Origin of the sequence: Pseudomonas migulae NBRC 103157 (assembly GCF_002091715.1) — a bacterium.
Classification (GTDB): Bacteria; Pseudomonadota; Gammaproteobacteria; order Pseudomonadales; family Pseudomonadaceae; genus Aquipseudomonas; species Aquipseudomonas migulae_A.
The window spans coordinates 18,342-42,556 of sequence record NZ_BDAG01000046.1; the positions used below are offsets into that span (position 1 = coordinate 18,342).

A 24,215-nucleotide genomic window follows, 5' to 3' on the forward strand; every position below is an offset into this window, starting at 1 on the left:
CAAAATCCGAATCAGCGCGAAGGAATCAGCAGCTCCCGAAGTCCGGATGCGTGCTCGACCATCTCCCCCGGCAACTTCAGCCGCTGATCATCCAGATACCGATAATCCTGCCGCGCCGCCGTCAGCTGATTAAGGTCCAGCTCAACCGCAAACCGCCCCTCCTCCCGCCCGGCCTCGAACAACAACGTGCCCAACGGATTCACCAGCGCACTGCCGCCAGCAAACACCAGCCCGCCATCGCCCTCTTCGACCCGGTTGACCATCAGCGCAAACGCCTGGTTTTCCTGGGCGCGGGCCATGATCGCGGTGCGGTGAGTCGGGCCGTAGGGGTCCATGTTGCCGTTGGTGACGATCAGCAATTCGGCGCCCAGTTGCGCCAGGGCGCGGGCGGTTTCCGGGAATTCAATGTCGTAGCAAATCAGCAGGCCGACCCGCACGCCGTTCCACAGGCACGTGGCGTAGCGGTCGCCCGGTTCGTACACACCGCGGTCCGACGCCCATAGGTGCGTCTTGCGGTATTTCAGCGCGATGCCTTCAGGGGTGATCAGCAACGTGGTATTGAAAAAACGACCGTTGTCGTTCTCGGCCGTACCGATCACCACGGCGATGTTGCGCTCGCGGGCCACGGCGGCGACCGCGCTGACGGTGGGGCCGTTCAATGGTTCGGCCACCGCCGCCACCGTCTCGGCCGACGGGAATCCCATCAGGTGGCTTTCCGGAAACATGATCAGCTGCGTGTCGGCTGCGCAGGCAGCAATCGTCGCCAATGCGCGTTCGAGGTTGTAAGCCGTGTCGTTGTCACGGCCCGCCAGTTGGGCGAGTTCGACCTTCATGGGTAGTCCTTGTTCTAGTGGCCGGGCGGCAGAAAGATTGCCCGGCCGTTGTCTGTGCGCCAGTATGCGCAGCAAGCAACCGGCCAGGGAATCACGCGGCCGGGGTAACCCGATAGGGGTAGACCCATGACACTCTCGTTAGACGACATCGCCTGGCACCGTTCGGTCGGGCAACTGATCGACGCCCTCGACAAGCCCAATTTCTGGACGCAGCTGGTGCGCCTGCTGGATCAGTACGTGACCTTCGACAGCTGGGTGGCGCTGCTTTTCAGCGCCGATCAGCACCCGCAAGTGTTCGCCGAATGCCCGGGTGAAGACGGCAGCCCCGATCAGTTGTTCCAGGATTACCTGCGCGGTTTGTACCTGCTCGACCCGTTCTACATCGCCTGCCGCGAGCAGTCGCGCACCGGGCTCTATCGCCTGTCGGAAGTGGCGCCGGAGCACTTCGAGCTGACCGAGTATTACCAGCGCTACTTTCGTCTGAATGTGGTGGCCGACGAAATCCAGTTCAATTGCCAGCTCGAAGGCGACCGAACGCTGTGCCTGTCACTGGGCAGCAAACAGCGTTTCAGCGGTCAGCAGATCGCCTTGCTGTCGTTGATCCAGCCGTGGGTGCTCGGCCTGTTGCGCCAGCGCCTGCCGTACGAAATCAACGAAGTCGTGGCCCTCGCGCCGGCGCCGGTCCAGGGTGACTGGCGGGTTCAGCTGGAAGCCTCGGTGCAGCAACTCAAAGGCGCGCAACTGACCGCGCGCGAGCTGGATGTCGGGCGTTTGATGCTCAGCGGTTGTTCCAGTAAAGAAATCGCCCGTAAGCTGGAAATCTCTGTCGAAACCGTGAAAGTCCACAAGAAACACATGTACAGCAAGCTGGGGATCAAGTCCCAGTCCGAGCTGTTTTCGATTTTTCTTCAGGCGCAAAATGCCTGACACCGTGCTGCAATGCTTTTCTGTGGGAGCGGGCTTGCTCGCGAAAACGCTGGTTCAGTCGACATCAATGTTGAATGAAAGATCGATTTCGCGAGCAAGCCCGCTCCCACAGTGATTTTTGTTTAGCCATTACATTGAGTCCGAACCCAAGGAAACCGTATGAGCCTGTCACTCCTGAGCCGCTACGCCTTCTTTGCCGCTTGCGTGATCTTCACCCTCGCCAGCCTGCCCTTCCTGGAACACGACTGGCTCTGGCCGATCACCGCCGTCACGGGCGTGCTCAGCCTGATCGGCCTGTTCGATCTGCTGCAAAGCCCCCACGCGGTGCGCCGCAACTACCCGATCCTCGGCAACATCCGCTACCTGGTGGAGGGCATTCGTCCGGAAATCCGCCAGTACCTGCTCGAATCCGACAGCGACGCCCTGCCCTTCTCCCGGGCCCAGCGTTCGCTGGTCTATTCGCGCGCCAAGAATGAAAGCGCCGATAAACCTTTCGGCACATTGATCGACGTGTACCAATCGGGCTTCGAGTTCATCGGCCACTCCATGCGCCCGGCCCCGTTGAGTGATCCGAGCAGTTTCCGCACCCTCGTCGGCGGCCCGCAGTGCACTCAGCCGTACTCGGCATCGGTGTTCAACATCTCGGCCATGAGTTTCGGCTCCCTCAGCGCCAACGCCATTCGCGCGTTGAACCAGGGCGCCAAACTCGGCAACTTTGCCCACGACACCGGTGAAGGCAGCATCAGTGCCTATCACCGGGAAAACGGCGGCGACCTGACCTGGGAACTCGGCAGCGGCTACTTCGGTTGCCGCACCGCAGACGGACGCTTCGACCCGGAACGCTTCGCCGCACAAGCGCAAACGCCGCAGGTGCGGATGATCGAGATCAAGATGTCCCAGGGTGCCAAACCCGGCCACGGCGGGATTCTGCCCAAGCACAAAGTCACCAGGGAAATCGCCGAAACCCGCGGCATCCTGATGGGCGAAGACTGCATCTCGCCGTCGCGGCACAGCGCGTTTTCCACGCCGATCGAACTGATGCACTTCATCCAGCAACTGCGTGAACTGTCCGGCGGCAAGCCGGTGGGCTTCAAGTTCTGCCTCGGTCATCCTTGGGAATTCATGGGCATCGCCAAGGCCATGCTGGAAACCGGCATCCTCCCGGACTTCATCGTCGTCGATGGCAAGGAAGGCGGCACGGGGGCGGCGCCTGTGGAATTCACCGACCACATCGGCGTACCGATGCGCGAAGGTTTGCTGTTCGTGCACAACACGCTGGTGGGCCTGAACCTGCGGGACAAGATCAAACTCGGTGCCAGCGGCAAGATCGTCAGCGCCTTCGACATTGCCAGCGTGCTGGCCATCGGCGCCGACTGGGCCAACTCGGCGCGCGGCTTCATGTTCGCCATCGGTTGCATCCAGTCGCAGTCGTGCCACACCAACAAATGCCCGACGGGCGTCGCCACCCAGGACACCTTGCGCCAGCGCGCACTCGTCGTCCCGGACAAGGCGCAGCGCGTGTTCAACTTCCACCGCAATACCCTCAAGGCCCTGGCCGAAATGCTCGCCGCCGCCGGTCTCGAACATCCGTCGCAGTTGTCCGCCAAGCACCTGGTGCGGCGCATGTCGGCCACCGAGATCAAGCTGTTCTCGCAGCTGCATGTATTCTTGAAACCGGGGGAATTGCTCACTGGCGAGGTGAACGGCGAGTTCTATTCGCGCATGTGGCAGATGGCGCGGGCGGACAGCTTTGAGCCCAATGAAATGGCAGCGGCTTGAGACCAGCGAGGCGCTTCACCAGCGAAGCGCCTTGATCGGGGCTGGCTCTTTCATGACGATGAAACCGTAATCACCCAACAGATAAATCCGGTAGTACTGGCGCTCCACCAGCGCCGGATACCCCAGATACCCCACGCGCGTCGCATTGCGATGCTCCTTCTCCGCGACCACGTTGGTGATGCCCACTTTCGGCAGGTTCTCGGCCAACATGAAAAAGTCGATGTTGAGCAGATAGTGCAACACCGGCATCTGCTTGAACGAACCTGCGGCAGCCAGCAACCAGTGATCGGAGTACGTCACCGACATGTAGATCCGCTTGGCCTCGCGCAGTTGTCGATGAGCCGCTATGTCGTGCTCGAGGCTGAACAGCGCACTGGTCGAGAAGGCTTTCTGCACCGTCAGCACCCGACCGTAAGCGAACGACAACGACAACATCGCCAGCAATGGCAGCACCAGCAACAACGGCAGCCGTTCATGGATCTGCGCCAGCGCCAGGTGGCTCAAGTAGAACAACAGCACCAGCAGCACGGCGAAACCCATCAAGGTCCGGGCGCCCTCGTTGAAGTCACGGAAAAACAGCGCGACACCCGACACCAACAGCGTCACAGCCGGCAAGGTCAGCAGACACAGCAGGCCGATCAGGCCTTTCTTCAGTCCGCTGTCCGGACGCGCTCGCACCTGCAGTCCCACCTGGATTGCACCGGCAATCGCGCAGAGCAACAGCGCAGCGAACACCCAGGCGAATCCGCCGTGAAACAGCAACACGACCTTTTCCAGCACTCTGCCGATGTTGACGTGCAATTGCAGCAGCGGCGCGGCGGCCCAGTTCAATAACAACGCGCGATCCTGACTCATGAAGGCCACGGCACTGGCGCAGTAAATCAGCCAGCCCAGGGTGACCTGCGCCAGTTTCCAGCCGATCAACCCGCACAACTGCGGCCAGGCCACTCGGTCATTCACGCCCCTGAGCAGTTCCAGGCAACACAAGCCCAGAAACACATTCAGGCTGATCTGATACAGCCCCAGCGCCAGTGCAATCAGCAGTGCCGGCACCAACCATTGCCGGCTGCGCGAGGGGTGACGAAAAGTGATCGCATAGATCACCGCCACCAGGCTCAAGGCCATGGCGGGACCGTCGTATTGATAAGACAGGTTCTGCAGAAAAAACGGGTTGTACCAGAGTGGCAGCGGCACCAGGCAACAGGCAATCGTCGGTTGTGGAAAGTAATGAAATGTCAGCCGGGTCAACGCCGAGGCCATGGCCAGCGTGGCGATCAACAGGGGCAACGGAAAGATGTTCGGCGCGGCGTTGCCAAACGTCAGCAGGTTGTAGAACAGCTGGGTGAACAAGCGTCCCTGCTCTGCCCAGGCCATGCCGGCCGACAGCGAACGCCAGTTGTCATCGATGTACGGGAAGTCCGCAAGAATCAGCGGCACGACATACAGCAACGTCGCGAGCAGAAAAAACAGCCAGACCTGGCGTGGCCCGAGTTCTTTACCGAGAAAATCGCTGAGCCGGCCCATGCTATAGCCCGAGCCGGTCTTTGCCACCGACGATGTCTTTCACCACATAGCGCGGCCGATGCTTGGCTTCGATGTAGATCCGCCCGACGTACTCGCCGAGGATGCCGATGCCGATCAACTGCACACCGCCAAGAAACAGAATGGCAGTCATCAGCGACGGGTAACCGGGGACGTTGTTGCCGAAGAAAATCTTGTCCAGAACCATGTACACCGCGTAAAGCACCGCGAAGATCGAAATGCTGCCGCCGATGTACGTCCACAAGCGCAACGGCACCGTACTGAACGATGTCACGCCTTCGAGGGCCAGGTTCCAGAGTTTCCAGCCATTGAACTTGCTGTTCCCCACCACCCTTCTTTCGCGCTCGTACTCCACCACCACGGTGTTGAACCCGGCCCACGACAGCACGCCCTTCATGAACAACTGGTGCTCGGGCAAGGTACGAATGACGTCGACCACCTTGCGATCCATCAACCGGAAATCGCCAACGTTTTCCTCTATCCGGGTGTACGAAATACGGTTCAGCACATGGTAGAACAGCGAGGCGGTGTGGCGTTTCAGGTAACCATCGGTGGCTCGATTGCGGCGTTTGGCGAGCACCACATCCGCGCCTTTCTGCCACTCGTCTATCAACCGCGGAATGACACTGATCGGGTCCTGCAGATCGACATCCATGGGGATCACCGCGTCGCCCGTCGCATATTCCAGGCCGGCGAACAGGGCCGGCTCCTTGCCGAAGTTGCGCGAAAAGTTGATCAGCAGCACCAGTGCGTCGGTCTGCGCCAGCGCTTTGGCCTGCTCTGCCGTGCCATCGGAACTGCCATCGTTGATGAACACGATCTCGACCTCACTGCCGACGAGCCTCAACTCGCGGCGCACCGCCTGATAGAACAGGACGATCGCCTGCTCTTCGTTGAAGACCGGAACGATCAGCGAAACCTTCACGTTTCACGCTCCTGAACAATGCCGTGTAACTGTTCGACAGAGGCCGTCCGCCGTTGTTCTTGCGCGCCATCGGTCTGCCAGACCAGTGGGCGGCCCCTTACAACCAGCTTAGGTCAGGGCGGGCATCTGAGACATCCAGTAATATCGGGGTTTTGCAATTGCCCACGAATCACGCCACCCTGCGCGGCGCGCAACCTTCGGCGCCTCCATCCATTCTTAATACAACACCCGTTCACGAGCCCCGCTGTCATGACGTTTGAACGCGATCACCGAATCGACTTTTTTCGAGGCCTGGCGCTGATCTTCATCTTCTGGGATCACGTGCCTCACAACCCCCTCGGTCAAATCACCCCGCGTAACTTCGGTTTCAGCGATGCCGCCGAAATCTTCGTGTTTCTGGCTGGTTATGCGGCGGTCCTGGCCTACGGCAAAATCCTTCAGCGCGATGGTTATCTGATCGCCTGCGTGAAGATCCTGCGCCGCGCCTGGGTGCTCTACGTGGTGCATATTTTCCTGCTGGCGATGCTGATGGGCATCGTGTTCTTCGCCAACAGCCATGTGGAAACCCGGGATCTGGTGGAAGAAATGGGCATGCACCATTTCATCACCAACCCGCAGCAAGCCCTGGTGGATGAACTGCTGCTGCGCTTCAAACCCAACCTCATGGACCCGCTGCCGTTGTACATCGTGCTGCTGGCCGGATTGCCGCTGGTGTTGCCGATGCTGGTGCGTAAACCGTGGGCGGTGGTGGCCGTGTCGTTGACCGTGTACCTGTTGGCGCCGTGGTTCGGCTGGAACCTGGCGGCCATCAAGGATGGCGTGTGGTATTTCAATCCCGTGGTCTGGCAACTGCTGTTTGTGTTGGGCGGCGCGGCGGCGACTTACGGGCAGCACCCCCGGTTACCTGACGCGCGCCCGTTGCTGCGCCGGCCGTTGTTTGTCAGTGCCGTGGTGTATGTGGTGGTTACCGGCATGCTGACCGTCTCCTGGCGGTGGCCGGAAATTCATGACGCGCTGATGCCTGCGTGGCTGAGCAACCTGTTGTACCCGATCAGCAAGACTGACTTGTCGCCGGTGCGGTTGCTGCACTTTCTGGCGCTGGCGTATGTCACGGCGAAGCTGTTGCCCGATACCGGCTGGACGCAAAACTGGCTGGCGCAGCAAAGTTGTCGCATGGGGCGTTATTCGCTGGAAATCTTTTGCCTCGGCGTGTTGTTGGCGCCGTTGGCGGACATGGTCAATGCCATGACCGACGATGCGTTTGCCATGCAGATATTCACAGCCTTGGTGGGGGCGGGGTTGATGGCGTTGCTGGGGGCCTGGCTGGAGTTCAATAAACGGTTGAACCAGTCGGTCAACAGGTCGCAGCGTTCGGTAGCTGAACGGATCTCTTTGTAGGGGCTGGTTTGTCGGTGATAGCGATCTATCCGGCGGCCATTTTCTTTCGGGTGTACATATCCAATCCCTAGGCCGCAGAGCGCACCGCAACACCAGTCGGCTGCAGCTTGAACACATAAAACAACACCGTCAGCAACACCAGGAACGCCGGGCCTACATACAGCGCCACGCGGGTGTCCGGGAAGTACGCCATCAGACCGACCACCAACACCAGGAACGCCAGCGCCAGGTACGAGCTGACCGGGTACAGCCACATCCTGTATTTCAGGCCGGCCCGTTCGCTGGCACTCAGGCCTTTGCGGAACTTGAGCTGGGCCAGCAGGATCATCACCCAGGTCCAGATGGCGCCGAAGGTGGCAATCGCCGTCACCCAGACGAAGACTTTCTCAGGCACCAGGTAGTTGAGCAGAACGCCCAGCAGCAAGGCGAAAATCGACAGCAGCAATGCACGACGCGGCACGCCGTTGTTCGACGTCTTGGCGAAACCGGCCGGGGCCTGGCCATTCTGCGCCAGGCTGTAAAGCATGCGCCCGGTGCTGAAAATGCCACCGTTGCATGACGACAGCGCTGCGGTGATCACCACAAAGTTGATGATACCGGCGGCGGTCTTGATGCCCAGGCGCTCGAACGTCATCACGAACGGGCTGCCTTGGGTGCCGATTTCATTCCACGGATAAATCGACAGAATCACGAACAACGCGCCGACGTAGAACAGCAGAATCCGCCAGAACACCGAGCCGATTGCATTGGGGATGGTCTTCTGCGGGTTCTTCGCTTCACCCGCGGTCAGGCCGATCATCTCGACGCCGAGGTAAGCGAACATCACCATTTGCAGGGACATCAGCACGCCTTGCACGCCGTTGGGCATGAAGCCGCCGTGGGCCCAGAGGTTGGAAATCCCCAGCGCCACACCGTCGTTACCGAAACCGAACGCGATCACACCGACGCCGCCAACCACCATCGCAATGATGGTGACGATCTTGATCAGGGCAAACCAGAATTCGAATTCACCGAAGGCTTTCACCGCGATCAGGTTGATCGAGCCCATGCTGACCAGCGCCGCCAGTGCCCAGATCCAGCGCGGCACCTCGGGGAACCAGACGCCCATGTAAACCGCCACCGCGGTGATTTCCGCAACGCAGGTCACCAGCCACAGGAACCAATAGTTCCAGCCGGTCAGGAAACCCGCCAAGGGGCCGAGGTAGTCTTGGGCATAACGGCTGAAGGAGCCGGCGACCGGGTTGTGCACCGCCATCTCGCCGAGGGCGCGCATAATCACCAGGATCGCCAGACCGCCGATGATGTAGGACAGCATGATGGCCGGGCCGGCCATTTCGATGGCTTTGGCCGAACCGAGGAACAGACCGACGCCGATACAGGCACCGAGCGCCATCAAGCGAATATGCCGTTCGCCGAGTTCGCGTTTAAGCGGGCCGCCTTGAGCGGTCTCGCCGTGGGGCAGGTGATTGCCGACTGGCATAGGGGTACAACCTCGTCTTGTTATTGGATATGACCACCGAGTGTCGAAGCGCTGGCTGATAAACCATTGCTTGACTGAACCGGTACTGCTTCGTGGGCAGAACCGTCCTGTAGGACAAAACCTTCAGGATCAGCGGGGCGTGCAGTATAAAAAGCTGACGTCAGAGAATTTCACTCTATAAATCACAAAATTCAGGCGTACATCTCGATAAAAACGCGATTTCAGGAGATGAATTGTCTTGGTTTTGTAGGATTTTTCGCCATTTAACACGCCGCCGAGTATTGCACGGTATTGGTGCAACGTCATGCCCCTGCCTGCGCGGCATTTACCCGTCGACCTCTCTAGTTCAAGCATTCCAGAGCATCACATTGCCTTTTGGGTGGAGGTGCCTTTGTGGCGAGGGGATTTAGCGAAACGTCGCACCGCCCCGTTGGGTGGCGCAGCCGCCCCAAACCAGTCATCCCCGTTCTTTCAAAGAGATCGCGTTTGAAGGGTTTACGACTGCTGCGCAGCCGAACGGGGGCAAGCCGCCTCGCCACAAAAGCGTCCTCGCCATCAGTCGCAGTGGATCCATGATATTTGTGTATTCACAATATTTTCCCCATTGCCAACCACCGACTAAGCTTCAGACAAGTCCGATCAATCTGCGTGAATGGATCAGTCGACTATGGGTGCTTTGTGGCAAACCGATTCGAGTAAAACTGTGGTTCCGACTGAACGTGTGGATGAAGCGCCTTTACCCGAAAAACCTCGCCGTAGTCGCACGAAACACGGCTGGGGTGCCTTCTGGTTGTTGCTGTTGATAATCGCGATTGTCGTGGGTCTGGCTGCCGCCAAGGAAATGCGCACCTCGAAACTTCAATCCCGGGAAGTCAGCAAATTTGCCGCGACCCTGAAATACGATTTGCAACCCGGCCCCAGCGACGCCATTCGCTACCCCGGTGCCGGGCCGTTCGATCTGCGATTGGGCTATAGCTCGCTGGGTGAATTCCTGCCGCGGCTGCTCAAGCGTGATTACGTCATCTCGGCCCAGACCCGTTTCTCCCAGGCGCTGATGGACTACAGCGACAAGGGCTTTTTCGTGCCCTATCCGGAGAAGATCCAGGCCGGTTTGCTGATCACCGATTGCCGGGCCGCGCCGTTGTATCAGTACAAATATCCGCAACAACTCTATTCAAGCTTCGATGCGATCCCGCCCGTGGTGGTCAACAGTTTGCTGTTCATCGAAAACCGCTTCCTGCTCGACCCTCGTCAACCCCGGGCCAACCCCGCCGTGGATTGGCCGCGGTTCGGCATGGCCGCGTGGTCGCAGGTTGCCAAATTGCTGCACATGCCCGGCCAGTCTGCGGGCGGCAGTACCCTGGCGACGCAACTGGAAAAGTACCGTCACTCACCGGATGGCTTGACGGTGTCGGGGGCGGAAAAAATCCGCCAGATGATTTCCGCGACCGTGCGCGCCTATCAGGCCGGCCCGGAAACCCTTGAGGTTCGCAAAAACGTGGTGCGCGATTACCTCAACAGCGTACCGCTGTCGGCCGTGCCGGGGCACGGCGAAGTACACGGCATGGCCGAAGGTTTGCGCGTCTGGTACGGCGCCGATTTCACAAAAGCCAATGAACGGCTGGCCAGTACCGATACGGATCCCAAGAGCATGGCGGAAAAAGGCCTGGCCTTGCGTGAGATGCTGTCGCTGATGATCGCCCAGCGCCGCCCTTCCCACTACCTGACCAAGGGCCGTGACGAACTGGCCGACCTCACCGACAGTCACATTCGTCTGCTGGCACAGAACAACGTGATCGATGCGCCGTTTGCGGCGGCCGCACTGGCCAGTAAAGTGACCTACCGCGACTGGCAGACCCAGCCAACCATTCAACCGATCGAAACCAACAAAGGCATCAGCGTGGCGCGCAGTCGACTGGGCGGCTTGCTCAATCGGCCGCTGTACGACCTCGATCGCCTCGACCTGTCGGCCACCACCACCCTGCAAGGCGACCTGCAAACCCAGGCCACCGAATACCTCAAGCATCTGGCCGACCCGGTCTTTGCAACGCAAATCGGCCTGATGGGTGAACGCCTGCTCACGCCCACCAGCACCACGCAAGTGCGCTACAGCTTCACGCTGTTCGAACTGACCCCGGACGGCTCACGGGTGCGAGTGCAGACCGACAGCACCGATCAGCCGTTCGACATCAACGAAGGCAGCAAGCTGGAATTGGGCTCCACCGCGAAAATGCGCGTGCTGACGACTTACCTGCAAATCATCGCCGAGCTGCACGAGAAGTACGCCGAGATGACCGTACCGGAATTGAAGAAAGTCGACGTTCCGGATCAGGATCGCCTGAGCCGCTGGGCCGTCGATTACCTGATCGAGAACAAGGATCGCAATCTGCCGGCCATGCTCGGCGCCGCCCTGGACCGCAAGTATTCGGCCAGCCCTGGCGAAGCTTTTTTCACCGGTGGCGGGCTGCACACCTTCGTCAACTTCCGCAAGGAAGACAACGGCCGCATACCGACCCTGCGCGATGCCCTGCGTGAATCGATCAACCTGCCGTTCATTCGGCTGATGCGGGATCTGGTGCGCTATACCACCTACTCCGGCCCGAACAACAGCGCTGCACTGCTCGGGGACGACCGCGACCCTCGGCGTCAGGAATACCTGGCCGAATTCGCCGACCGCGAGGGCACCTCGTTCCTGCTCAAGTTCTGGAAAAAATACAAAAACAAGGACACCCAGGCACGCCTCGAAACGTTCCTCGACAGCATGCGCCCGACGCCGATTCGCATCGCCGCCGTGCATCGTTATCTGCTGCCGCAAGCCAGCCAGGAAAGCTTCAACGCCTTTGTGCGCGCGCACCTCACAGGCGTCAAACTCACCGAAAAACTCACGGATGAACGCCTCCAACGGCTCTACGAAAATTACAGCCCCGGCATCTACGACTTGCCGGACCAGGGCTTCATCGCCAAGGTTCACCCGCTGGACTTGTGGCTGATGGGCTACCTGCTGAACAACCCGGATGCCAAGTGGAGCCAGATCGTCAAAGCCAGTCAGTTCGAGCGTCAGGAAGTCTATAGCTGGCTGTTCAAGAGTCGTCACAAGGGCGCCCGCGACAGCCGTATCCGCACCATGCTGGAGATCGAGGCGTTTCTCGACATTCACGCGCGCTGGCAGAAAGTCGGCTACCCGTTCGATCACCTGGTGCCGTCGCTGGCCACCGCTATCGGCAGTTCCGGCGACCGTCCGGCGGCGCTGGGCGAGCTGATCGGCACCATCCTCAACGACGGCGTGCGCATGCCGACACTGCGCATCGACACCCTGCACTTCGCGGCGAATACACCGTATGAAACCAAGTTGATCAATGACCCGGACGCCGGCAAACGGGTGATGCCGTCCGAAGTGGCCGCAGCCATGCGCGAGGCCCTGTCGCAAGTGGTGGATGCCGGTACGGCGAAACGCGTGTCCGGCAGTTTCATCACGTCCGATGGCAAACCATTGGCCATGGGCGGCAAGACCGGCACCGGGGATAACCGCATCGAAGCCATCGGTTCCGGCGGGCGGATTCTCAGTTCGAAGTCGATCAACCGTACGGCGACCTTCGTGTTCTACATCGGCGACACCCACTTCGGGACATTGACCGCCTTCGTGCCGGGACGCACGGCCGAAGCCTTCAAGTTCACCTCCGCATTGCCGGTACAAGTGCTCAAAGGCATGGCGCCAATTCTGACACCGTACCTGCAACCGGGAAGTCACACCGGATGCCTGCCGGTTGAGGTCGCCCGGCGCTGACACTGCCTTCCTGATCCCCCCAGATATATCCCCCTTCTGCACAGAGGTCGCTCAAACGCGGCCGGTCGCGGCCTCTTCGACCGTTGGTCGCCCTACCTTGCCTTCTCAATAAGATATATCTTAAGTTGTATCTAAACACGACAGAGAGAAGGAAAAATGAGAGACCATCATTCCCCCCACCGCGAACACGGCGATGGCCGCGACGGCTTCGAAAAACGTCCCGGCCGCGAGCGCGGCGGTCGCGGGCCACGGGTATTTGCCCCCGGCGACCTGAAATTGCTGCTGCTGGCACTGATTGCCGAGCAGCCCTGCCACGGCTACGACCTGATCCGCCAGATCGAAGGCATGTTCGACGGCGCCTACAGCCCCAGCCCCGGCGTGATCTACCCGACCCTGACGTTTCTGGAAGAAAGCGAAATGATTCTGGGTGACGCCGAGGGTGGCAAAAAACGCTACAGCGTGACCGACGCCGGACGTCTGTCATTGAGCGAGCAATCCGTCGCTCTCGAAGGTGTGCGGGTGCGCATCGATGTCAGCAAACGTTCGCTGCGAGGCCATGATCGCCCGCCGGAAATTCACGAAGCGGTGCACAACCTGCGTCATGCCTTGCAACTGCACCACGGCCGCTGGAGCGTTGAAGAAATCCAGCGCGTCGCCGCCCTGCTCAACGACACCGCCAAAGCCATCGTCGACGGCCCAGCCGTTCCAACCGCATCGGAGCAAGCCGAATGACTGAAGTGATCCAAACCATTCACCGTGTGATGCACGAGATCAAACGCCGTCGCCTGCAAGTGCTGCGCGTGGTCGACCTGACCCCGCGCATGCGCCGGATTACCTTGGGTGGGCCAGAGTTGGCTGGCTTCGTCAGCCTCGGCACCGATGACCACGTCAAACTGTTGTTCCCGCAGAACGCGGCGGAACAAGCGGCGCTGGAAACCCTGGTACTTGGCGCCGGAAAGGACAATGGGCCGATGCCGGCGATGCGTGACTACACGCCGCGCCGCTACGACCTGGACACGCTGGAACTGGACATCGACTTCGTGCTGCACGGCGACGGCCCTGCCTCGACCTGGGCCGAACAGGCCAAACCGGGGCAATTCCTGCACATCGGCGGGCCACGGGGCTCGATGATCGTGCCGGACATCTTCGACAGCTATTTGCTGATCGGCGATGAAACCGCCCTGCCCGCCATCGCCCGTCGCCTGGAAGGGCTGGCGGCCAATCGTCGTGCGCTGGTGATTGTGGAAGTGGAAAACGGCGCCGAGCAGCAGCGCCTGGAAAGCGCCGCGCAAGTCAACGTCATCTGGGTGTTGCGCGAGGGCGGCAGGAACAATCTGCTGACCACCGTGAAAGAGTTGCAGGTGCCCAGCGGCAATCTGTACGCGTGGGTGGCGACCGAGACGAAAGTGTCACGACAGATTCGTCGGGTGTTGCTGGATGAGCACGGGTTGAATGAACAGTTCGTCAAGGCCGTCGGCTATTGGCGCCTGGACGACAGCGACGAGGAATAACGCCATACAAACTGTAGGAGCCGGCTTGCTGGCGATAGGTCCCTTGAACCCTGCATCGATTTCAAGGACGCCATCGCCAGCAAGCCGGCTCCTACAGGTCCGTGTGATTCAGGCGTATCGCCGCCACCGATCCAGTGCGATCAGCACCAAGGCAATCACCAAAAACCCCGCCAACAATCCGCCTGCATTCGCAAACACCTGTGGATAACCCAGCGTGTCCACATCAATGAATGGGTACGGATAAGCCGCCAGCAGATGCCCACGCAACAATGCATAGGCGAAGTACACCAGCGGGTAGATCACCCACAGTGCGATGTGCCAAAGACGCAACGTGCCCTTCGGCACACAGTAAAACCACCAGGCCAGAAACAGCAGCGGCATGACGTCATGCATCAGCTCATCGGCCAGCCATTGCCAGCCTTCGGGATGCCACAGATGGCGCAACAGAATGTTGTAGGCAAGGCCGACCACGGCGATGCTCACCGCAATCCCGCTGCTCACCCAAGGCTGCAAAAACCAGCGTCGCACCGCCGAGTCGCGGGACGTCCATTCGCAGGTCAGTACGGTCGCCACCAGCGTATTGGTCAGCACCGTGAAGTAACTGAAAAAGCTCACCAGCCCCCCCAGCAGACTGGCCTCCAGACTCCAGCGCGAGTAGAGAATCAGGTACAGCTGAATGGCCAGCCCCGTCCAGCCCAGCACCGCGGACACCGCAACAAAACGACGCCTCGCGGCAGCACCTGGCGTCGACAGGTTGACCATGTTCAGAGCGGACGCTTGGTGCGCATCAACTTCACATACAGGCGTTCAACCTTCTCCCGCGCCCACGGGGTTTTGCGCAGGAACGTCAGGCTCGACTTGATACTCGGGTCACTCTTGAAGCAGCGAATGTCGATACGCTCGGCCAGGCCCGACCATTCGTAATGTTCCACCAGAGCGTTAAGGATCTGCTCCAGCGTCACGCCGTGCAGCGGGTTGTTGTTCTGTTCGGTCATGCCGGGCCTTCGAGCGATGTAAGGATGGGAAGCCGCGCACCTTAGCCGAGGGGGTGGTCGGGTGGAAGGGTTCTGTGCGCTATCTGATAAATGTAGGTCAAAGGTGACGGATCATCTGAACGCAATTCATTGCAGGAGCCGGCTTGCTGGCGATAGCGAAGTGTCAGGCGATATCAGCGTTGACTGATGCGCCGCCATCGCCAGCAAGCCGGCTCCTACAGGGTGTTCTGACTGTTACCAAATCCGAAAGAATTCATCTCGGCAAAAGGTCTTTCTCTATTTGTAACAGAACATTATCCTTGCGCCCGTTAAGCTGAAACGCTTCCGCTACCTGCTTCACTTCTGCTGTATCCGTTCATTCCTCAGAAAAAGACCCAGAATTTCTTCCTTATGCCTTATTTTCAAACTCCGCGAGACAGCGCTGTCTGCACTGCTGTTGCCAACCGAAAAGCCCTGAATCTGATCGGTGGGTTTACCGCTTTGAGCCTTGCCACTTGCACCCAGGCCGCTCCCGCGTTCGATAGCGAATCACCCTGGATGCTCGGCGACTGGAACGGCACTCGCACCGAACTTTCGGAAAAAGGCTACGACTTCAAGGTCGATTACACCGGCGAAATGGGCAGCAATCTGCACGGTGGCTACGACCACGATCGTACCGCCCGCTACAGCGATCAGTTCGGCCTCGGCGCTCATCTGGACTTGCAGAAGATTCTGGGCTGGCATGACGCAGAATTTCAGCTGACCATCACTGAGCGCAACGGCAACAACATCAGCAACGACCGCATCAACGATCCGCGAGTCGGTGGTTTCACTTCAGCTCAGGAAGTCTGGGGCCGCGGGCAAACCTGGCGCCTGACGCAAATGTGGTATCAGCAGAAATTCATCGACCGCAAACTCGACATCAAAGTTGGCCGTTTCGGCGAAGGCGAAGACTTCAACAGTTTCCCCTGCGACTTCCAGAACCTGGCGTTCTGCGGCTCTCAGGTTGGCAACTGGGTCGGTGGCATCTGGTACAACTGGCCGGTCAGCCAATGGGCGGTGCGGGTCAAATATCACCTGACGCCGCAGCTGTATGCGCAAGTCGGCGCGTATGAGCAAAACCCGTCGAACCTCGATCGCGGCAATGGTTTCAAGCTTAGCGGCAGTGGTACCCAGGGCGCGATCCTGCCAGTGGAACTGGTGTGGACGCCGAAACTCAACGGCCTGCCCGGCGAATACCGCGCCGGTTATTACTACAGCAATGCCAACGCGACCGACGCCTACAAGGACAGCAATGGCCAGCCCGCTGCCCTGAGCGGCGAAGCCTATCGCAGCGCGTCGAGCAAGCATGGCGTGTGGCTCGGTATTCAGCAGCAGATCACCAGCCTTGCCAGCGATCACTCGCGCGGTTTGAGTGTGTTCGCCAACGGCACGATGCACGACAAGAAGACCAACGCCATCGACAACTATGTGCAGGCAGGTGTCGTCTACAAAGGCGTGTTCGATGCACGCGCCAAGGACGACATCGGTTTCGCCATGGCCCGGGTTCACGTCAATCCGGCGTACCGCAAGAACGCCGAGGCAAGCAACCAGGCACGCGCGGTCTACGACTTCGATGACCCGAGCTTCCTGCCGCCGCAGGACACCGAATACAGCGCCGAACTCTATTACGGCGTGCACGTCACGAACTGGCTGACCGTGCGCCCGAACCTGCAATACATCCGCCACCCCGGTGGCGTGGACAAGGTCGATGACGCGCTGATTGGCGGGATCAAGATCCAGTCATCGTTCTAAAGAACAACGCAACCCCCTGTAGGAGCCGGCTTGCTGGCGATAGCGGTATCTCAGTCAAACATTTATCGCCTGACACACCGCTATCGCCAGCAAGCCGGCTCCTACAGGGACTGCATTAACCGAACCTTTTTTATATGAACCACGCCCGCGCCGGATCGTCATCTACAGTGAACTTGCGCGGGACTACTTGAAACTTCACGGAGAACCACACTATGAGCACTGATGGTGCTTTGAGTCGAAGCCGTCTATTGCCGACCCTGCTCGGCATTCTGCTTCTGCTAATGGGCCTGGCCATGCTGGCCGGGGGGATCAAGCTGAGCATGCTCGGCGGCTCGCTGTATTACCTGCTGGCCGGTATCGGCCTGGCACTGACCGGGGTGTTGCTGATTCTTGCCCGTCGCGCAGCCCTGGGGCTTTACGCATTAGTGCTGTTCGCCAGTACCGTGTGGGCCCTGTGGGAAGTCGGTCTGGACTGGTGGCAACTGGTGCCGCGCCTGGCCATGTTGTTCGCCCTTGGCATCGTCATGTTGCTGCCATGGTTCCGTCGCCCACTGCTGATCACCGGTCCCGCACCGATGGGCACCGGCGCACTGAGCATCGCCGTGGTGCTGGCGGGCGTTGCCGCACTGGCCAGCCAGTTCACCAACCCCGGTGAAATCAAGGGCCAACTGGACCGCGACAGCGTCCCGGGCATGACCAACACCGCGCCAGCCATGCCGGATGGCGACTGGAATTCCTACGGCCGCAGCGCCCACGGTGATCGTTACTCGCCACTGGCGCAAATCACCCCGCAGAACGTGAACAAGCTCGTTCCGGCCTGGACCTACCGCACCGGCGACCTGCCGGGGCCGAACGATCCGGGTGAAACCACCGCCGAAAACACCCCGCTGAAAGTCAACGGCATGCTCTACGTCTGCACGCCGCACAGCCAGGTGATCGCGCTTGACCCGGACACCGGCAAGGAAATCTGGCGTTTCGATCCGAAGCTCTCCACGCAGAACGCGGCGAACTTCAAGGGTTGGGCGCACATGACCTGCCGTGGCGTGTCGTATCACGATGACGCCGTTTACGCGTCCGAGCAGAGCCCGACCGGCACTGCCAGCGCTCCCGTCGCCAGCGTCTGCCCGCGCCGTATCTTCCTGCCGACCGCCGACACCCGTCTGATCGCCCTGAACGCCGACACCGGCAAGATGTGCGAAGACTTCGGCAACAAAGGCCAGGTCGACCTGAGCGCCAACATCGGCGGCTTCAACGCCGGTGGCTACTACTCCACCTCGCCTCCAGCCGTCACCAAAGACCTGGTGGTGATTGGCGGTCACGTCACCGATAACGTTTCCACCGACGAGCCAAGCGGCGTGATCCGCGCGTTCGACGTGCACACCGGCAAACTGGTGTGGAACTGGGACAGCGGCAACCCGGACGACACCACGCCGATTGCCGAAGGCAAGGTCTACACCCGCAACTCGCCGAACATGTGGTCCATGTTCGCCGTCGACGAAAAACTCGGCATGCTCTACTTGCCGATGGGCAACCAGACCCCGGACCAGTTCGGTGGTGCGCGCACCCCTGAATCGGAACTGCACGCCGCCGGCCTGACCGCGCTCGACATCAACACCGGGCACGTGCGCTGGCACATGCAGTTCACCCACCATGACCTGTGGGACATGGATGTCGGTGGCCAGCCAACCCTGATGGACCTGAAAACCACTGACGGCGTGAAGCCGGCGGTTCTCGCGTCCACCAAGCAAGGCAGCATCTACGTGCTGGATCGCAGCACCGGCCAACCGATCGTGCCGATCAACGAAGTGCCGGTTCCGCAAGGCGCTGTCGAAGGTGATCACACCTCGCCGACCCAACCGAAATCCGACCTCAACCTCATGCCGCCGCCTCTGCAAGAGCGCGACATGTGGGGCGTGACGCCGTTCGACCAACTGATCTGCCGGATCGACTTCAAGTCCATGCGCTACGACGGCCCGTTCACCCCGCCGTCGCTGCAGGGTTCGATCGTGTACCCAGGCAACTTCGGCGTGTTCGACTGGGGCGGCATCTCGGTTGACCCGGTGCGCCAGATCGCTTTCGTGAACCCGAGCTACATGGCGTTCAAATCGAAAATGATCCCGGCCGCCGAAATCGCTGCCCAAGGCCCGCGTAAAAGCGAAACCGAAGGCGTGCAGCCGAACAAAGGCGCGCCGTACGGCGTGGTCCTCGAAGCACTGCTGTCGCCAATGGGCCTGCCGTGCCAGGCACCGGCGTGGGGCTATGTGGCGGCGATCGATCTGACCACCGCCAAAGTCCTGTGGAAGCACAAGAACGGCACCGTGCGCGACAGCTCGCCGGTTCCGATCCCGCTGAGCATGGGCGTGCCTAGCCTGGGTGGCACCATCACCACTGGTGGTGGCGTTGGCTTCCTGAGTGGCACCCTTGACCAGTACCTGCGTGCCTACGACGTGAAAAACGGTAAGCAGTTGTGGGAAGGTCGCCTGCCTGCAGGCGCGCAAACCACGCCGATGACCTACACCGGCAAGGACGGCAAGCAATACGTGCTGGTCGTTGCGGGCGGTCACGGTTCGCTGGGCACCAAGCAAGGTGACTATGTGATTGCGTACAAACTGTCCGAGTAAGTTTTAGCGGCGGTAAAGAAAAGGCGACTCCCGCGAGGGAAGTCGCCTTTTTTGTGGATGAATGAACGCTATCCCTTGTAGGAGCCGGCTTGCTGGCGAAGCGGTTGAACAGCCACCCTCAACGTTGATTGTTAAACCGCCATCGCCAGCAAGCCGGCTCCTACAAGGGCGGTGTAGGTTCGATGAATTGCAGGCAACAAAAAACCCGCCGAAGCGGGTTTTTCATTACAGCAGCCAGAGGATCAAAAATCCTCCAGCCGCCACACTTCGTAAGCCGGTGTCTCGTAGGGATGGCTCTGTTTCAAAGCCGCCACCACCGACTGGATCAACTCATCCGCCACCACCAGCTCAACTTTCCATTCCTCGACCCGTTCGACCTGCCCCGCTTCGCCAATGAACGGCTGACTGCCGTCCAATGGGCGAAACTGGCCCTGGCCCAACACCTGCCACGCGCAGTGATCGTAAGCCCCGATCCGCCCGCCACCGGCAGCGAATACGGCGCTCTTGACCACCTCGACATGGCTGTCAGGAACAAAAAAGCTAAGCTTGTACACGGCGCTTAGTTAACCCACACACGAGCGTTACGGAACATACGCATCCACGGTGCATCTTCGTTCCAGTCTTCCGAACGCCACGAGTTCTGCACAGCGCGGAACACACGCTCCGGGTGCGGCATCATGATCGTTACGCGGCCGTCGCGGCTGGTCAAACCGGTGATCCCGCGCGGCGAACCGTTCGGGTTGGCCGGGTAGTTTTCGGTGACCTTGCCGTGGTTGTCGACGAAACGCATCGCCACGCAACCCGACAGATCGGCTTCCAGCAACGCTTCCTCGCTTTCGAACTCGGCATGACCTTCACCGTGCGCGATGGCGATCGGCATGCGCGAACCGGCCATGCCCTGCAGGAAGATCGAGTTCGACTCCTGGACCTGAACCATCGCAACGCGGGCTTCGAACTGCTCGGAACGGTTACGCACGAAGTGCGGCCAGAACTCGCTGCCCGGAATCAGCTCATGCAGGTTGGACATCATCTGGCAACCGTTGCACACGCCGAGGGTGAAGCTGTCGTTACGTTCGAAGAAACCCTGGAACGCATCGCGAGCACGGCTGTTGAACAGCGCGGACTTGGCCCAGCCTTCACCGGCACCCAACACGTCGCCGTAGGAGAAACCGCCGCAAGCGACCATGCCCTTGAAGTCGTTCAGGTCGACACGGCCGGCCAGGATGTCGCTCATGTGCACGTCGATCGCATTGAAACCTGCGCGGTCGAACGCGGCGGCCATTTCCACCTGGCCGTTGACGCCCTGCTCACGCAGCACGGCAACCTGTGGGCGGATGCCTTTCTTGATGTAAGGCGCAGCGACGTCCTGGTTGACGTCGTAGCTCAGCTTGACGCTCAGGCCCGGATTGTCTTCTTCCAGCAGCACGTCGAACTCTTGTTCGGCGCAGTCGGCGTTATCGCGCAGACGCTGGATCTGGTAGCTGGTTTCGGCCCACTGACGTTGCAGCAGACGACGCTGACCTTCGAACACCGTGTCGCCATTGAAGGTGATGTTGATCTCGCCGTTGTTCATCGGCTGACCGATCACCGACACGCAGTCGCCCAGGCCAGCAGCGCTGAACTGCGCGAGGATGTCCGGGGTGGCGTCCTGACGAACCTGAATCACGGCGCCCAGTTCTTCGTTGAACAGGATCGCGGCGATGTCGGCGGAGGTTTCTGCCAGACCGTCGAGGTTCAGGCTCAGGCCGCAGTGGCCGGCGAAGGCCATTTCCACAACGCTGGTCAGCAGACCACCGTCGGAACGGTCGTGATACGCCAGCAGGTGACCGTCGGCGTTGAGGCCCTGGATCACGGCGAAGAAAGCTTTCAGGTCTTCGGCATCATCGACGTCCGGCGCTTGCGAGCCGAGCTTGCCGTGAACCTGGGCCAGGATCGAGGCGCCCATGCGGTTCTGGCCACGACCCAGGTCGATCAGGATCAGGTCGGTGGTGCCTTTGTTCATGCGCAATTCCGGGGTCAGGGTCTGACGGATGTCAGCCACTGGCGCGAAACCGGTCACGATCAGGGACATCGGCGAGGTGACGGTCTTGTCTTCGCCATTGTCATTCCAGCGCGTGGCCATGGACATGGAGTCCTTGCCCACCGGAATGGTGATGCCCAGGTCAGGGCACAGTTCCATGCCGACCGCTTTAACGGTGTCGTACAGACGCGCGTCTTCACCCGGGTGACCGGCCGCGGACATCCAGTTCGCCGACAACTTGATGTCGGAGATCTTGTTGATGCGCGACGCGGCGATGTTGGTCAGGGTTTCGCCGATGGCCATGCGGCCCGACGCAGGAGCGTCCAGCAGTGCCAGCGGAGTACGCTCGCCCATGGCCATGGCTTCACCGGTGTAGACGTCGAAGCTGGTGGCGGTGACGGCAACGTCGGCCACCGGAACCTGCCACGGGCCGACCATCTGGTCACGGGCCACGAGGCCGGTGATGGTGCGGTCGCCGATGGTGATCAGGAAGCTTTTGCTCGCCACGGCCGGGTGATGCAGAACGCGTTCGACGCAGTCGGCAATCTCGAGTGTCGACGGATCGAAGTCGTCACCCAGTTCGTTTTCACGAACGGCCGAACGGTGCATGCGCGGGGCTTTGCCCAGCAGCACTTCCAGCGGCATGTCCACCGGGCTGTTGCCGAAGTGGCTGTCGGTGACCGTCAGTTGCGGCTCGGCAGTGGCCTCGCCGACCACGGCAAACGGGCAACGCTCACGTTCACAGATCGCCTGGAAGCGTTCGAAGTCCGCCGGGCCAACCGCCAGGACGTAACGTTCCTGGGATTCGTTACTCCAGATTTCGTGCGGGGCCATGCCCGGCTCGTCGTTTGGAATGTTGCGCAGTTCGAAGCGACCGCCACGGTTGCCGTCGTTCACCAGTTCCGGGAACGCGTTGGACAGACCGCCCGCGCCCACGTCGTGGATGAAGCTGATCGGGTTCTTGTCGCCCAGCTGCCAGCAACGGTCGATGACTTCCTGGCAGCGACGTTCCATCTCAGGGTTTTCGCGCTGTACCGAAGCGAAGTCCAGGTCAGCCGAGCTGGTGCCGGTGGCCATGGAGGAAGCCGCGCCGCCACCCAGACCGATCAACATCGCCGGGCCGCCGAGTACGATCAGCTTGGAACCGACGGTGATCTCGCCTTTCTGTACGTGTTCGGCACGGATGTTACCCATGCCGCCGGCCAGCATGATCGGCTTGTGGTAACCACGAACTTCGTCGCCACGCGGGGTGGTGATCGACTGTTCGAAGGTACGGAAATAACCGGTCAGGGCCGGACGACCGAATTCGTTGTTGAACGCGGCGCCGCCCAGTGGGCCTTCGATCATGATGTCCAGCGCGGTGACGATGCGCTCAGGCTTGCCGTATGGCACTTCCCACGGCTGTTCGAAGCCCGGGATCTGCAGGTTGGATACGGTGAAGCCGGTCAGGCCGGCCTTTGGCTTGGCGCCACGACCGGTCGCGCCTTCGTCGCGAATCTCGCCACCGGAACCGGTGGACGCACCCGGGAACGGAGCGATCGCGGTCGGGTGGTTGTGAGTTTCGACTTTCATCAGGATGTGCACCGGTTCCTGCACCGCGCCGTACTGGCGGGTTTCAGGGTCCGGGAAGAAACGGCCGGCCACGTTACCGACGATCACCGAAGCGTTGTCCTTGTAAGCGGACAGAACGCCTTCGCTGTGCATCTGGTAAGTGTTCTTGATCATGCCGAACAGGCTTTTTTCCTGGCTCTGACCGTCGATGTCCCAACTGGCGTTGAAGATCTTGTGACGGCAGTGCTCGGAGTTCGCCTGGGCGAACATCATCAGTTCGATGTCGTGCGGGTTGCGCTTCAAGCCGACGAAGGCATTGACCAGGTAGTCGATCTCGTCTTCGGCCAGGGCCAGGCCCAGCTCGGTGTTGGCTTTTTCCAGCGCGGCGCGGCCGCCGCCCAGGACGTCGATCGCGGTCAGCGGTTTCGGCTCGGCATGGCTGAACAGGCCGGCGGCCTGTTCAAGGTTGCCGAGAACGATCTGGGTCATGCGGTCGTGCAGCGCGTCAGAGATCAGCTGCGCATCGGCGTCGCTGAACTGGCCGGCCACGTAGAACGCGATGCCGCGCTCCAGGCGCTGGATCTTGCTCAGCCCGCAATTGCGAGCGATGTCGCTGGCTTTACTGGACCACGGCGAGATGGTGCCGAAACGCGGCAACACCAGGAACAGGCGACCGGTCGGTTCTTGGACCGGAACGCTTGGACCGTACTTCAGAAGGCGCGCGAGCACCTGCTGTTCGTCGCCGGTCAGGACGCCGGTAACTTCGGCGAAGTGAGCGAATTCAGCATACAAGCCGCTGACAGCCGAAACCTTCTGGCTCAGTTGCTCAAGGAGTTTGCTGTGGCGAAAGGCAGAAAGGGCAGGAGCGCCGCGCAGGATCAACATCTTCGGGACAGCCTCGGGAAGGGGTGTGCTTTGAGGCCGTGCATTCTAGCCTAAACCGCCCGCGACATCACCCGAAACGGTACGGGCGGCGTCACCCGGACGTCGGGCCGGGTATTCAGGCCTGCAACAGCGGTCCGCCAGGTGTTATTTTTTGTGTCACAAAATGGGAAGCAGGCCCATTCCTGCGGGCT

The 24,215-nt window shown here is 60.6% G+C and carries 16 protein-coding genes; 8 read left to right on the top strand and 8 right to left on the bottom strand.

Features of this window, described 5'->3' with window-relative positions; genetic code table 11:
- Positions 1–11: 11 nt before the first annotated feature.
- Positions 12–833, bottom strand: a complete 822-nt coding sequence (locus PMI01S_RS26345) for a carbon-nitrogen hydrolase family protein (protein ID WP_084323028.1) — start codon at positions 831–833, stop codon at positions 12–14.
- Positions 834–959: 126 nt separating this feature from the next.
- On the opposite strand from PMI01S_RS26345, the gene PMI01S_RS26350 reads away from it, so the two are divergent.
- Together PMI01S_RS26350 and PMI01S_RS26355 are read left to right on the top strand one after the other, a co-directional pair.
- Complete coding sequence (locus tag PMI01S_RS26350; RefSeq protein ID WP_008032237.1) at positions 960–1,760, top strand: helix-turn-helix transcriptional regulator; 801 nt, start codon at positions 960–962, stop codon at positions 1,758–1,760.
- Between the two features lie 159 nt (positions 1,761–1,919).
- A complete protein-coding gene (locus PMI01S_RS26355; protein ID WP_084323029.1) occupies positions 1,920–3,539 on the top strand; it encodes an FMN-binding glutamate synthase family protein in 1,620 nt (539 codons plus the stop codon).
- A 15-nt stretch (positions 3,540–3,554) separates the two neighbouring features.
- Here the strand turns inward: PMI01S_RS26355 and PMI01S_RS26360 are convergent, their stop codons facing one another.
- Together PMI01S_RS26360 and PMI01S_RS26365 are read right to left on the bottom strand one after the other, a co-directional pair.
- The gene (locus PMI01S_RS26360) at positions 3,555–5,063 is read right to left on the bottom strand and encodes a glucosyltransferase domain-containing protein (RefSeq protein ID WP_084323030.1); all 1,509 of its coding nucleotides are present in this window, start codon (positions 5,061–5,063) and stop codon (positions 3,555–3,557) included.
- A gap of 1 nt (position 5,064) precedes the next feature.
- The gene (locus PMI01S_RS26365) at positions 5,065–6,006 is read right to left on the bottom strand and encodes a glycosyltransferase family 2 protein (RefSeq protein WP_084323031.1); all 942 of its coding nucleotides are present in this window, start codon (positions 6,004–6,006) and stop codon (positions 5,065–5,067) included.
- 249 nt (positions 6,007–6,255) lie between these two features.
- Between PMI01S_RS26365 and PMI01S_RS26370 the strand changes: the two genes are divergently transcribed.
- Positions 6,256–7,404, top strand: coding sequence for an OpgC family protein (locus tag PMI01S_RS26370; RefSeq protein ID WP_084323032.1), 1,149 nt, complete (start codon positions 6,256–6,258; stop codon positions 7,402–7,404).
- Between the two features lie 67 nt (positions 7,405–7,471).
- Here PMI01S_RS26370 and PMI01S_RS26375 read toward each other — a convergent pair whose 3' ends face one another.
- Positions 7,472–8,884, bottom strand: a complete 1,413-nt coding sequence (locus PMI01S_RS26375; protein WP_084323033.1) for an amino acid permease — start codon at positions 8,882–8,884, stop codon at positions 7,472–7,474.
- 667 nt (positions 8,885–9,551) lie between these two features.
- Here PMI01S_RS26375 and PMI01S_RS26380 point away from each other — a divergent pair.
- The 3 genes from PMI01S_RS26380 (at position 9,552) to PMI01S_RS26390 (ending at position 14,179) form a co-directional block, all read left to right on the top strand.
- The gene (locus tag PMI01S_RS26380; RefSeq protein ID WP_084323034.1) at positions 9,552–12,668 is read left to right on the top strand and encodes a transglycosylase domain-containing protein; all 3,117 of its coding nucleotides are present in this window, start codon (positions 9,552–9,554) and stop codon (positions 12,666–12,668) included.
- 156 nt (positions 12,669–12,824) lie between these two features.
- A complete protein-coding gene (locus PMI01S_RS26385; RefSeq protein WP_084323035.1) occupies positions 12,825–13,400 on the top strand; it encodes a PadR family transcriptional regulator in 576 nt (191 codons plus the stop codon).
- A complete protein-coding gene (locus tag PMI01S_RS26390; protein ID WP_084323036.1) occupies positions 13,397–14,179 on the top strand; it encodes a siderophore-interacting protein in 783 nt (260 codons plus the stop codon). The genes PMI01S_RS26385 and PMI01S_RS26390 overlap by 4 nt, the downstream gene beginning before the upstream one ends.
- A gap of 108 nt (positions 14,180–14,287) precedes the next feature.
- Here PMI01S_RS26390 and PMI01S_RS26395 read toward each other — a convergent pair whose 3' ends face one another.
- On the bottom strand, positions 14,288–14,941 hold the full coding sequence (locus PMI01S_RS26395; protein WP_084323037.1) for a Pr6Pr family membrane protein: 654 nt from the start codon (positions 14,939–14,941) through the stop codon (positions 14,288–14,290).
- Positions 14,942–14,943: 2 nt separating this feature from the next.
- Complete coding sequence (locus PMI01S_RS26400; RefSeq protein WP_007903672.1) at positions 14,944–15,174, bottom strand: VF530 family protein; 231 nt, start codon at positions 15,172–15,174, stop codon at positions 14,944–14,946.
- A gap of 390 nt (positions 15,175–15,564) precedes the next feature.
- Between PMI01S_RS26400 and PMI01S_RS26405 the strand changes: the two genes are divergently transcribed.
- Positions 15,565–16,947, top strand: coding sequence for a carbohydrate porin (locus PMI01S_RS26405; RefSeq protein WP_084323038.1), 1,383 nt, complete (start codon positions 15,565–15,567; stop codon positions 16,945–16,947).
- Positions 16,948–17,159: 212 nt separating this feature from the next.
- Positions 17,160–19,568, top strand: coding sequence for a glucose/quinate/shikimate family membrane-bound PQQ-dependent dehydrogenase (locus PMI01S_RS26410; RefSeq protein WP_084323039.1), 2,409 nt, complete (start codon positions 17,160–17,162; stop codon positions 19,566–19,568).
- 242 nt (positions 19,569–19,810) lie between these two features.
- On the opposite strand, the gene PMI01S_RS26415 is transcribed toward PMI01S_RS26410, so the two are convergent.
- Complete coding sequence (locus PMI01S_RS26415) at positions 19,811–20,122, bottom strand: YqfO family protein (RefSeq protein ID WP_084323040.1); 312 nt, start codon at positions 20,120–20,122, stop codon at positions 19,811–19,813.
- 5 nt (positions 20,123–20,127) lie between these two features.
- Positions 20,128–24,024 (bottom strand): phosphoribosylformylglycinamidine synthase, encoded by a 3,897-nt coding sequence (purL, locus tag PMI01S_RS26420; protein ID WP_084323041.1) that lies wholly within the window; start codon positions 24,022–24,024, stop codon positions 20,128–20,130.
- Positions 24,025–24,215: the final 191 nt, after the last annotated feature.